This is a genomic window from Microbacterium sp. LWH3-1.2 (genome assembly GCF_040675855.1).
Classification (GTDB): domain Bacteria; phylum Actinomycetota; class Actinomycetes; order Actinomycetales; family Microbacteriaceae; genus Microbacterium.
Genome location: NZ_JBEGIK010000001.1, coordinates 3,827,546 through 3,839,989 on the forward strand (window position 1 = coordinate 3,827,546; position 12,444 = coordinate 3,839,989).

Consider the following 12,444-nt stretch of genomic DNA (forward strand, 5'->3'; position numbering starts at 1 on the left):
CGAAGAGATATCGATCGTCGTGTGCTGCGCACCACCGACGTCACGTGATCCGCGGTGGTGACGACCGTCTCGATGAAACCGTCCATGTCGACGGCCGAGGCGAGGAAGCTTGCCCTGTCTCCGTCGGTCCCGCGGGGTACGCATGGCGCGGGATGAACTCGACGTCCTCGCGGGTATGCTCCAGACGGCGAATGGCTCGTCGGCGCCGTTCCGCGACGCTGCTCGGACAGGGTAGTGTCCCGGGACGTTGCAGTGCTTCAGGAGGTCGGAGTGCCTCCGCCGCGCCGCGCGTGCCCCGGGTCGACGGCAGACATCAGCACGATCGTCACGCCGAGCTGGTTCACCAGATCGAGCACATCCCGACGGAAGCCCTGGTGGGCCGGCCGGGTGTCCCGGCCGGCCCACGCTGGATGCCCGTGCGGTCTACTTCAAACGGAACTGCGCCTTCAGCTCGACCCCGTCCGTGCTGCGCACGATCACGTCGAAGCACCCGGTAGTCCCCTTCGAAGTCTTCCAGTTGTACTGGAACTGCCCCGCCTCCACGTCGTAACTCAACGACGTACCACCCGCAACAAGCGACTCGATCTCATCGGACGGCGCCGCCGGATCACACGAATGCTGCACCGTCCGCAACGACTCGATCGCCGTCGTCGACGTCAGCTCCTCCTCACCGAAGAACAGCTCGAACTTCAACGGAACCGTCGAACCGCCCTTGACCACATTCACCACACCCGCCATATCCACCGGAGCATAAAAACCCCTGAAGGTCCGCGGCTGAACAACACTGAGGGTCACCTCCCGAGCCTCCTCCACATTGCCCGCCGCATCCACCGACCGGAACTTCACGACATACGCGCCCACCTCCGTGAACGACACACCCGCCGCCGTCGCCGCAACCCAGCTCGCTCCACCATCCGTCGAATACTCCGTCAACGCCACACCCGACGTCTCATCCGACGCCGAGAACGTCGCCGACACCGCCGACCCCGCCAGCACAGCCCCCGAACCCGGCGACACCACCGCCGAAGTCACCGGCGCAACCGTGTCCACCGAGACCGGCAACTGCCCCACCTCCGACACATTGCCCGCCTCATCAGTCGCGCGATAACTGAACGTCGTCGCACCCTCCGGGATCGACACCGGCGAAGAGTACGCACTCCACGCCCCCTCACCCAACCGATACTCCACACTCGCCACAGCCGAATCCGCATCCGACGCCGACACACTCACCGACACCGGCGACACAAACCAACCACCCGCACCATCCGCCACCACCGGCAACGTACTCGCCGACACCACCGGCGCCACCGTATCCGGCGAGGGCGCAACCTTGAACGTCAGTGTGAGGCGCGGCGCCATGCCGGCCGCGTTCGGGTTGCGTGCAGCCATTTCCCGCGACACGAAGAGAATGTCCTGCTTCTTTGTCTCGTTGACCGCAAGGGAGAGCACGGAGGTGTTGGTCGGGAGGTTGTTCAGCAGCGGAAGGATGTTGACCTTCGCGTTGACCCCGACCGGCTTCTGCGTCGCGCTGTACGACGCGTCGCTACCGACCTTGGCCGAAGTGACGTCGAAGGGCGCCGAGCTTGCCGTTACCGAGGTGTCGATCGTCGGCTTCGTCAGCCACGTGACGGCTCCCGCGACCGTGTTGGTCCGCGTCGTGGGCGTCGTCTTGCCGTTGCCTTCGATCCATCCAGGGGTGGCTCGAGCGGCGACCAGGGCATTGGTGCCGGTCAGCGCGGTCTTCGCCGGTCCCGCGTATGTCATGGTCAGCTCTGCCGAGAGCAGTTCGCCCTGCCGCACCCGCTCGGCGAGATCTCCCAACTCGAAGGAGAGCAGCGCGAGCTTGGCGTCGCGGTTGGACTGGTTGCCCGCGTACTTCTCGCCGAGCACCCCGCCGAGCGTGGCATCGTTGAAGTTCAGCAGACGCAGCAGCTCGTTGTCGCCGTAGTTCTGGCTCTGTTCGGTATTCCAGCTCTGCACGCTCGCGTCAGCGGAGACCGGAATATCGATCCTTTCGGCATTCGGGTCGATGACTGTGACCCGCACCGAGCCCGTGGCCGTCGCGCCGCGGGAGTCCGTGGCCAGAAGAGGGATGACGTTGGGGCCCGCCTGAGAAGCCGTCGGCGTCCAGCGCAGCACGTTGCCGGTGATGCTGGCGCCGGCGGGGAGGGCATCGGAGGACACCACGACGGTGTCTCCGTCTCCGTCGCTGACGGGGATCGGAAGGACGAGCTCGGTTCCAACTTGCACCTCCGCATCTGCGATCGCACCGAAGACCGGTGCCACGTCCCGCACGAAGTCGAAGTCGACGTTCGTGACGTTGTTCAACGAGAGTTTGATCTGCGTCGCCCTCGTGACGGGCGTTCCGGCCACCGTCAGACCATGGATGGAGAGATTCGTCGTGTTCGACACCTGCATCGGAAGGTTCTTCGAGAACCACGCGTTGTCGAACACGAGCGACCCGAGGCGAGCCGAAGCGGTGCTTCCGCTCCCGCCGATTGCGAAGTTGTTGTTCACTTTCGAGGTGTCCCAGGAGCTGTTCCGGAAGGTCAGGCTCGTGACTTCAGTCCCGCCGCTCAGCGCGAGGCCCTGGTTCGTCGTACCGACGTAGTTGACGTTGTCGAAGGTGAAGTCACGCTGCAAATACCCTCCTCCGTTTCCGATCCGGGTGCCGTTGCCCGCGCCCACGGTCCAGCCGAGGTGGTTCTTCACCGAGATGCCGAAGGTGTCTGCCGTGTCCCAGGTCAGACGGTCCGGGTCGGGCAGGAACTTGTCGTTCGGGTTGTAGTGGCCGCTGGCGAAATTGTCGTCGTTCCCGAGAGTCAGCGCCCCGTTGACGGTGACGTTCTGACCGCTCGCCAGGTTGACGCCGTCGACCCAGGGGTTGGCGTACGGCGTGAGTCCCTTGATGTTGTTGAACGTCACGTTCTTGGCGGTGTGGGTCTCCCAGTTCCACTGCTTCGCATCGCGGGCGAGGGTGTCGTTGAACACGATGTTCTGCGAGCGCACGATCATGACACCGCCCTGGTGCTGCGACGTCGCGGCATCGTGGCGCCATCCGCCCGCGCCGGTGTCGTAGTTCGCGAACCCGTTCCCGTCGTACACTCCACGACCCGAGAACGTGATGTTCGCGGAGTCCCAGATGCCGATCGTCGGCTCCATCGCCTCCATGGTCGGCTGGATGCGGTTCTTCAGGAGAACCCCTTCTTCGGTGTAGATCGTCACGGGCTTGGTGCGGCCGTGCAGATCGATACCGCGGTGGGTGTACCACCCGTCCGGAAAGTACAGCGTGTCCTTGGTGCTGTCGGAGTACAGCTCGTCGATCGCCGCAGCGATCTGGCTCGTCTGATCCGTGGCGCCGGTGGCATCCGTGACGAAGTCCATCACATTGACGACGTTCGGTGCCGTCGGATCAGGGATGTTGGCGGGGTTCTCCGGGGGGTCGTTGACGATGGCAAGACCCGGCGCGGATCCGTTGACCTCCACGATCGCGTACCGCAGCGCATCCGACATCTCGAAGGTCAGGGTGTTGCCGGAGACCGTGACGGCGGAGCTGGGATAGTAGCGCTCCGGATAGATCTTCCACGAGGTGATCGGCGCGTTCGCCGTCACAGACAGGACCGGCGTCGCATCCTCGGAAGCGAATCGGGCGACTGCCATTCGGTTGTTGGATCGGTTCGCGTACTTCGCGACGAACACGTCGGTGCCATTCGCCGAGAGGAGGTACCGATCCGAAGGGACGTCTCCCGGGGTGTCCCGGTAGGCGTGTACCAGCGGCTCGACTTCCGCGGAGGCCGGGGGCACCGCAGAGATCAATGGTGCGAGCACAAGGGCGGTTATCGTGGCGATGATCGCCCACGGTGACTTCTTCGTCATTGCTTCCTCACTCGTCGAACTGTTAGCGTCAACAAAGCGATGATAGGTCTGATGACTGTTCACGTCAACAGCTCGAAGGACGCATCTGTCGCCCACCGCGGAAACGATTCACGACGTGATCAGACAGGCCGGGCGAGCAACCCGTATGGTCAGCGCGAGGCCCGGTTCCAGCGCCGGGTGGACTCCCGGACAACGAGTTCGGTGTCCACCTTCCAGACGCCCGGTGCGACCTCGCGCCCCTCGATCTCGTCAACCAGGAGCGCGACGGCGGTGACCCCTACGAGGGCGAACTGCTGTCGCACCGTCGTGAGCGGCGGCCAGAACTGACCGGACTCTGCCATGTCGTCGAAGCCCACGACGCTCACTCTGTCGGGGACCGATACACCCTTCTCGTGGAGGGCGCGCAGCACGCCGAGCGCCATCTGATCGTTGGCGGCGAAGACTGCGCTCACGTGGGGTCGGTCGGCCAGTTGCAGACCGGCTCGATATCCCGACTCCGGCGTCCAATCGCCGGAGAGCGCGGGGGGCACCTCTCGTCCCAGCCCCTCGAGTCGCGACTGCCACGCCCGTCGACGTGCGGCCGCCGCATTGGAGATCTCAGGTCCGGCGACATGCCACACGGTGGGATGCCCGAGTTCCAGGAGATGGTCAACTGCGAGGAGGGCGCCCTGCTCCTGATGGGCATCGACCGTCGGGTAACGGTGGTCCGGCCCTGCGTCAACGATCACAACAGGGACGTTCTCAGGAACTCCCAGGGCCGCTGCCGTGGCATCGGTCGTCTCCAGGATGAGGATGATGCCGTCCACGGCCTCCTGCCCGAGGCGCCGCATAGCCCAGGAGAAGTCCGCGGCGCCGGACGTACCTCCCGTCGACTGGATCTGAATGAGCTCGATCGCGTAGTTGCGTCGCGCCGCCTCGTTGGCGATGGCACTGATCGTGCGCACGTTCCCCAGGGAGTCGGCGTCGAAAGCGACGACGGCGATGGAGCGGAACTCCCCCGATCGCAAGGCGCGCGCGGCGATGTTCGGGCGGTAGCCGAGTTCTGCCATCGCCTGTTCGACCCGCTCCTGGGTCATCTTCGCGACGTTGCCCATTCTGTTCACCACCCGCGACACGGTCTGCCCAGAGACGCCGGCCAGTTCCGCGACGTCACGCATCGAGACCGATCGGACGCGTTCAGTCTGCGAAGACATCAGACCTTCTTTCGCTTCGAACTTGACAAGTGGTGACGTCAACAATCTAATATGAGTTCGCGGATGATCACGTAAACATTCGCGTCACCGCAAGATTGGACATCGATGTCGACCATGGCACGGCCCGCGGAACTCACCGCAAGCCGACTGACACCCAGCCGATCACGCCGCCGATCACGCCACGGGTGGGCTGGACTGGCCTTCCTGGCACCCTTCCTCTGCGTATTCGTCCTCACGATCCTCGCACCGGTCATCTATGCGATCGTGCTCAGCCTGTTCCGTCAGCGGCTGATCGGTGGCAACTCCTTCGTCGGATTCGAGAACTACCTCGCCGCATTCACCGACCCCAAGTTCCTCGAGGGCCTCCTGCGCGTGGGTGCGTTCCTGGTGATCCAGGTGCCGATCATGCTGGCGCTGGCTCTCCTCGCCGCGATGGCGATCGACTCCCGCCGTGTCGCGCGACCGGCCTTCTCCCGCGTCACGATGTTTCTGCCGTACGCGGTCCCGGGGATCGTGAGCGTCCTGATGTGGGGATTCCTCTACTCCGGCCGTCTCGGGCTGGTCGGGAACATCAACTCGCTCGTCGGTTTCGAGCTGATCACGCCGTTCGCCGCGGAATGGATCCTTGTGGCCATCGGGAACATCGTCACGTGGGAGTTCCTGGGTTACAACATGGTCATCTTCTACGCGGCGTTGCGAACCATCCCCGAGGAGCTGTACGAGGCCGCCGCCATCGACGGCGCGGGCTCGTGGCGGATCGTGACAAGCATCAAGCTCCCCGCCCTTCGCGGCGCCATCGTCATCGCAACGATCTTCTCGATCATCGGAAGCGTCCAGCTCTTCAACGAACCGAACATCCTGCGGCCGAACGCGCCAGGCGTGATCACGAGCTACTACACCCCGAACATGTACGCGTACAACCTGAGCTTCATCGGGCAGCAGGCCAACTATGCGGCGACGTTGGCCATCATCATGGGCATCGCCACGGCGGTGGTCGCCTACATCGTCCAGGTTCGCGGTACCCGCCAGGAGATCCAATGAGTCACACCATGACGCGTCGCCGTCGCCTTTCCACCACCCCGCGCAAGTCGGTCGCCCTCACGGTGATCATGGCCTTCTTCGTGCTCTACTCGCTCGTGCCACTGGCGTGGCTCATCATCAGCGCCACCAAGACGCAGCCGGAACTCTTCACGTCATTCGGATTATGGTTCTCGGGCCCGTTCGCCCTCTTCGACAACATCTGGCAGACACTGACCTTCGACAACGGCATCTTCCTTCAGTGGTTGGGCAACACCGTCCTCTACGTCATCGCCGGTGCAGGTGGCGCCACGCTACTGGCGACCCTCGGCGGATACGGTCTGGCGCGGTTCGAGTTCCCGGGCAAGCGCGCCGTCTTCACCCTCATCCTGGCCGCGATCGCGATCCCGGGCACAGCCCTTGCCGTGCCGACGTTCCTCCTCTTCAGCCAGATGGGCCTCACGAACACGGTGTGGTCCGTGATCATCCCATCGCTGGTGTCTCCGTTCGGGCTCTACCTGATCTGGGTCTACGCACGAGACGCGATTCCCACGGAACTGCTCGAGGCTGCGCGGGTGGACGGGTCAGGAGAACTCCGCACCTTCTTCACCATCTCCCTTCGGCTGCTCGCCCCCGCGGTGGCGACCGTGGGACTCTTCTCCATCGTCGCTTCGTGGAACAACTACTTCCTCCCCCTGATCATGCTCAGCGACCCGGAACTCTATCCCCTGACGATCGGACTCAACCTCTGGAACGTCCAGGGGCAGGGCATCGGCGCCGATCCGATCTACAACCTCGTCATCACCGGAGCGCTGCTCACGATCATTCCGATCGTCGGGGCATTCCTGCTCATGCAGCGGTATTGGCAGTCCGGTCTTGCGGCCGGAAGCGTCAAGGCATGACCGCTTCGGCTGATGACCTCGATCCCCTGCCCGGGGCATACATCACCACCAACGAAAGGAACACAGCATGAACCGTCGTCTGATCGTGCGCAGCGTCGCCGCGAGCGTCGCCGCCGCCCTGGTCGGCGTCACCCTCGCCGCTTGCGCCAGCACCGGCACGCCCGAGTCATCGGGAGAGAAGGGGGCCGACGCCGTCGAGAACGCGTTGAATGAAGGTGGCGAGATCACCTTCTGGAGCTGGAACACGACATCTGAGGACCAGGTCGCGGCGTTCGAGAAGGCCTACCCGAAGGTCAAGGTCAACCTCGTCAACTCCGGCGGCGCGGGAGACAGCAACCTGAAGCTGCAGAACGCGCTGGCCGCCGGCAAGGGCGCGCCCGACGTGGTCCAGCTCGAGTACATGTCGGTCCCGCAGTTCGTGCTCGCCGACGCATTCGTCGATCTCACCGACTACGGCTTCGCGGACCTCGAGGACCTGTACACGGCCTCGTCGTGGCAGAACATCAGTCAGGGCGGCATCTGGGGTCTCCCCCAGGACTCCGGTCCGATGGCTCTCTTCTACAACCAGGCCACCTTCGACAAGTTCGGCCTCACCGTGCCCACGACGTGGGACGAGTACATCGACGCGGCACGCCAGCTCCACGCCGCCGACCCGGAGTACTTCATCACCAACGACTCCGGACTCGACGGCGGATTCGGCTCCGCGATGCTCTGGCAGGCGGGCTCGAAAGCCTTCCAGACCGACGGTGACGAGGTCACCATCGATCTGCAGGACGAGGGCGCCCAGCGTTACGCCGAGACGTGGGGGACACTTGTTGACGAGGGTCTCCTCGACGGCATCGGCGGCTGGAGTGACGAGTGGTTCGCAGGCCTCGCCAGCGGCAAGATCGCGACGCTCCCCGCCGGCGCCTGGATGGCTGGCGTGCTGGAGGCCGGCGCGGAAGACGGCGCCGGCAACTGGCGCGTCGCGCCGATGCCGACGTACGACGGCGGTGAGCCCGCCACAGCGGAGAACGGCGGCAGCACGATGGCCGTCACGAAGCAGTCCAAGAGCCCCGCGCTCGCTGCAGGCTTCCTGAAGTGGCTGAACTCGTCCGACGAGTCGATCGACATCTTCGTGGGTGCCGGCGGCTTCCCCGCCACGACGGCTCAGCTCGAGTCGTCTGAGTTCCTGGACGCCGAGCCGGAGTTCTTCGGCGGCCAGCAGATCAACCAGGTCCTGGTCGAGGCGGCCAAGTCGGTCCTCCCCGGCTGGCAGTACCTGCCGTGGCAGGCCTATGCGAACAGCATCTACGGTGACGCGATGGGGCCGATCTACGCAGACCGAGGCGACCTCGCGGACGGGCTGACCGCATGGCAGGACGCCAACATCAGCTACGGCCAGGAGCAGGGCTTCACTGTCGGAGAGTAGGACCCGATGGGTGCGGGTCGTTCCTCCGAGAGCGACCCGCACCCTGATCGGTTAATAAGGAGTATCCACGTATGACCGCCTCCCGCTTCGCGTACGACGATGAGACGTTCCTCCTCGACGGTGAGCCACTGCGCATCCTCTCCGGCGCCCTCCATTACTTCCGGATCCATCCCGACCAGTGGGCCGATCGCATCGCGATGGCGCACCTCATGGGCTTGAACACGATCGAGACGTACATCCCGTGGAACGCGCACAGCCCGACACGCGGGACCTTCGAGACGAACGGCGGTCTCAATCTGGGCCGGTTTCTCGATCTCGTCGGTGAGGCCGGGATGCACGCGATCGTGCGGCCGGGGCCATACATCTGTGCCGAATGGGACGGGGGCGGTCTTCCGGCGTGGCTCCTGACAACGCCTGGAATCCGCCTGCGTTCCTCGGAGCCTCGCTATCTTGCCGCCGTCACCGAGTACCTGGAGGCGGCGCTGGCCGTCGTGGCCCCCCGGCAGGTCGACAGCGGCGGTCCCGTAATCTTGCTCCAAGTGGAGAACGAGTATGGGGCTTACGGCAGCGACGCCGACTACCTTCGGTCGCTGACCGACACCTACCGGCGCAACGGCATCACCGTCCCCCTTACGACCGTCGATCAGCCTCGAGACGGGATGCTCGAGAAGGGAAGCCTTCCCGAGCTGCTGTCGACCGGGTCCTTCGGCTCGCGCGTCGACGAGCGTCTGGCCGCCCTCCGGGCGCACCAGCCGAGCGGCCCGCTCATGTGCTCGGAGTTCTGGTGCGGGTGGTTCGACCACTGGGGAGGATTCCACCATGTGACGGACGCTGCGGAGTCCGCCCGCAACCTGGACAGACTGCTCGAAGCAGGGGCGTCGGTGAACATCTACATGCTTCACGGCGGCACGAACTTCGGGCTCACCAACGGAGCGAACGACAAGGGCGTCTATCAGCCGACCGTGACGTCGTACGACTATGACGCCCCTCTCGATGAGGCCGGCCGTCCCACCGAGAAGTTCTGGAAGTTCCGGGAAGCTATCGCGCGGCACAGTGCTGTTCCGCCGCTCCCCTCAGATGTACGGGTCGCTTCGGAGTTCGTGGTTCCCGAATCGGTGCCGCTGATCGGCGCGGGCCTTCTGGACGATGTCGCGCCCGGGGAGTGGTCGGCTTTCGAGAGCGCACCGACGATGGACGACCTCGGCATGGCAAGCGGCTTCCTCCGCTATCGAGCCTTCCTCTCCGGTGGTGACGAACCGACGGTGCTGGATCTCGGGGAGGTGCGCGATCGCGCGTGGGTCTTCCTCGACGGGATTGCCGTGGGTGTCCTGTCCCGCGCTGCCGGCGATCACTCGATCGCCCTTCCGCGCGGGTTCGGTCGCCTCGACGTCCTGGTGGAGGACGAAGGCCGAGTCAACTATGGTCGACGCATCGGCGAGCCGAAGGGTCTCATCGGACCGATCACCCTTGGCGCGCTCGAGATCGCAGGCTGGGAGGTCGCCCCTGTACCGATCCACGACCTGCCCGCTATCGCCGAATGCTCGCCGGCATCGCCGTTGCCGCTTCGCGCGGGCCTCATCCGCGCCCATTTCGAGCTGCACGAGCCCGCTGATCTCGCCATGGTGACGAGCGACCTCGGATGGGGTGTTGCGTGGGTCAATGGGTTCGCCCTCGGCCGATTCCGGCCGCGCGGTCCTCAGCGGACGCTCTACGTGCCGCGGCCCGCCACACAGTCGGGACGCAATACGGTCGTCTTGTTCACACAGGAGCCGCCGCGTTCGCGCCAGCTGAGCTTCCACCCGTCTCTCGACCTGGGACCCGTCGATGATTGAGAAGGACCCGCGCATCCGTTACGGCGGCGACTACAACCCGGAGCAATGGCCCGTCCACGTCTGGGACGAGGACGTCCGGCTCATGCAGCAAGCGCACGTGACCACGGCGACCGTCGCGGTGTTTGCGTGGGCCAAGCTCGAGCCCGCGCCGGGCCGGTACGAGTTCGCCTGGCTCGATGATGTGCTCGACCGCCTGCACGCCGGCGGCATCCGCGTGATACTGGGCACCGCCACGTCGTCGCCACCGGCATGGCTTGCCCACCGGCACCCCGAGTCGCTGCCTCTGTCGATCGACGGAGTGCGGCTCGCGTTCGGATCCCGCCAGCAGTTCAGTCCCAGCTCGGCGGCGTATCGCCACCACGCGATGCGGTTGGTCACCCAGCTCGCATCCCGGTACGCCCAGCACCCCGCTGTCGAGGGGTGGCACGTCGGCAACGAGTACGGCAACCACGTGACGCGCAGCTATGACCCGGAGTCGGCGGAGGCCTTTCGCATCTGGCTGCAGAACCGCTATGGCGACATCGGCACGCTGAACGCAGCATGGGGCACGGCATTCTGGTCGCAGACGTACCAGAGCTTCGCAGAGGTGGGTGTCCCATCCGCGGCACCGATGATCCGCAACCCCACACAGGTCTTGGACTTCGACCGGTTCAGCTCCGACGCCCTCCTCGAGTTGTACCGCGCGGAGGCGGAGATCATTCGGTCTCATACCTTGGAAAGCCCGATCACCACCAACTTCATGGGCTTCTTCAAGGACATCGACTACTGGTCGTGGGCACCTCACGTCGACGTTGTCTCGGACGACCTCTATCCCGATCCTGCGGACCCGCGCAGCCATGTGCTCTCCGCAGCCGCGCGGGATCTCATGAGATCGCTCGGCGCGGGCAGACCGTGGCTACTCATGGAGCAGGCGACATCCGCGGTCAACTGGCGGCCACCCAACGTGCCGCTCGCGGACGGTCGGCACCGTCTGAACTCGCTTCAAGCCGTCGCGCGCGGCGCTGACGGCATCCTCCATTTCCAGTGGCGACAGTCCGCCGCGGGCGCAGAGAAGTTCCATTCCGCGATGCTTCCGCATGCGGGCGAGAACACGCGCGTGCACCGGGGCGTGCGCGCCCTCGGCGCGGAGCTGCGCGAGCTGGGGGATCTGGTCGGCGCAGGAGTGCCCGCGAGGGTCGCGCTCTGCTTCGACTGGGATTCGTGGCGGGCGATCGAGCAGGACGGCACCCCGGCTACGGTCGACTATCTCGATACCGTTCTGCGGTTCTACGAGGGATTCCTCCGCCGTGGCGTCACGGTGGACTTCCTGCATCCGGAGGCGGACTCGACGGCGTACTCGCTCGTGGTCGCACCCGCGGCACACGTGCTTTCTGACGATGCCGTGCACGCGCTCGCGTCTGTCCCCGCTCGCGGTGGCACGCTCGTGGTCACCTATCTCAGTGGCGTCGTGGACGAGAATCTCCACGTCCGGCTCGGAGGGTACCTGGGCGGCGAGGGGGCTCTGCGCAGCGCCCTCGGCGTCAGAGTCGAGGAGTTCGCCCCCGCTCCGGACAGCACCGCCTTCGACGTCACGGGCGACTACGCAGGCGCGTCGGACTTCTGGCAGGAGCTGATCCGGGTCGACGACCCGCACGTCGAGGTGGTGTCGTCGTTTGCGAGCGGCTTCGCGGCGGGCTCTCCCGCTATCACGGTCAAACGTGGTGTCGACGGCGCCGGGGCAGCCTGGTATGTCGGCACCCGGCCGTCGACAGCACTGGTGGACAAGCTTGTCAGCGCTTGGCTCGCCGACAGCAATATCCCCGCAGTCTTCGAGCACGCCGCCGCAGGCGTCGAGACGGTCCTCCGCGGAGGCCGACGATTCGTCGCCAACCATTCCGAAGCACCTGTGCATCTGAGTGTCGACAATCGCCGCATCGAGCTGTCTGGCTACGACTGCACATGGATCGGGACACGAGAAGAACCGATCGAAATCACGTGGACGAGTGCCGGGCCGACGTTGATCCCGTCCGAAGGGGAGATCTAGCGCTGCGAGCACGTGTGAGCGTTGATGATCTCACGCCCTGGGCGCCTGACCCGGCGGAGTGATCGTCGAAGAATCGGGGTACAGCTTCGGTTGATCCCCGTTCGACGACGATACGATTCGAATCACCTTGCGGGCCGGTAGCCGCACTTCCTGGATGTCGAGTGAGCTGGTTGTCGGGAAGCCGAGCAAC

General features: G+C 65.2%; 7 protein-coding genes. 5 read left to right on the plus strand and 2 right to left on the minus strand.

The window, feature by feature from the left end:
• Nucleotides 1-423: 423 nt before the first annotated feature.
• Entirely contained in the window at nucleotides 424-3,876 is a 3,453-nt protein-coding gene (locus MRBLWH3_RS17930; protein ID WP_363434945.1) for an OmpL47-type beta-barrel domain-containing protein, read from the minus strand.
• Nucleotides 3,877-4,025: 149 nt separating this feature from the next.
• Nucleotides 4,026-5,069, minus strand: coding sequence for a LacI family DNA-binding transcriptional regulator (locus MRBLWH3_RS17935; protein ID WP_363434948.1), 1,044 nt, complete (start codon nucleotides 5,067-5,069; stop codon nucleotides 4,026-4,028).
• A 105-nt stretch (nucleotides 5,070-5,174) separates the two neighbouring features.
• On the opposite strand from MRBLWH3_RS17935, the gene MRBLWH3_RS17940 reads away from it, so the two are divergent.
• The 5 genes from MRBLWH3_RS17940 (at nucleotide 5,175) to MRBLWH3_RS17960 (ending at nucleotide 12,254) form a co-directional block, all read left to right on the plus strand.
• Nucleotides 5,175-6,110 (plus strand): carbohydrate ABC transporter permease, encoded by a 936-nt coding sequence (locus MRBLWH3_RS17940; RefSeq protein ID WP_414685387.1) that lies wholly within the window; start codon nucleotides 5,175-5,177, stop codon nucleotides 6,108-6,110.
• Between the two features lie 8 nt (nucleotides 6,111-6,118).
• Nucleotides 6,119-6,988, plus strand: a complete 870-nt coding sequence (locus MRBLWH3_RS17945; RefSeq protein ID WP_363434954.1) for a carbohydrate ABC transporter permease — start codon at nucleotides 6,119-6,121, stop codon at nucleotides 6,986-6,988.
• 67 nt (nucleotides 6,989-7,055) lie between these two features.
• Nucleotides 7,056-8,399 (plus strand): ABC transporter substrate-binding protein, encoded by a 1,344-nt coding sequence (locus tag MRBLWH3_RS17950; RefSeq protein ID WP_363434957.1) that lies wholly within the window; start codon nucleotides 7,056-7,058, stop codon nucleotides 8,397-8,399.
• A 71-nt stretch (nucleotides 8,400-8,470) separates the two neighbouring features.
• Complete coding sequence (locus MRBLWH3_RS17955) at nucleotides 8,471-10,231, plus strand: glycoside hydrolase family 35 protein (protein ID WP_363434960.1); 1,761 nt, start codon at nucleotides 8,471-8,473, stop codon at nucleotides 10,229-10,231.
• A complete protein-coding gene (locus tag MRBLWH3_RS17960) occupies nucleotides 10,224-12,254 on the plus strand; it encodes a beta-galactosidase (RefSeq protein ID WP_363434963.1) in 2,031 nt (676 codons plus the stop codon). The genes MRBLWH3_RS17955 and MRBLWH3_RS17960 overlap by 8 nt, the downstream gene beginning before the upstream one ends.
• The last annotated feature ends 190 nt before the right edge of the window (nucleotides 12,255-12,444 follow it).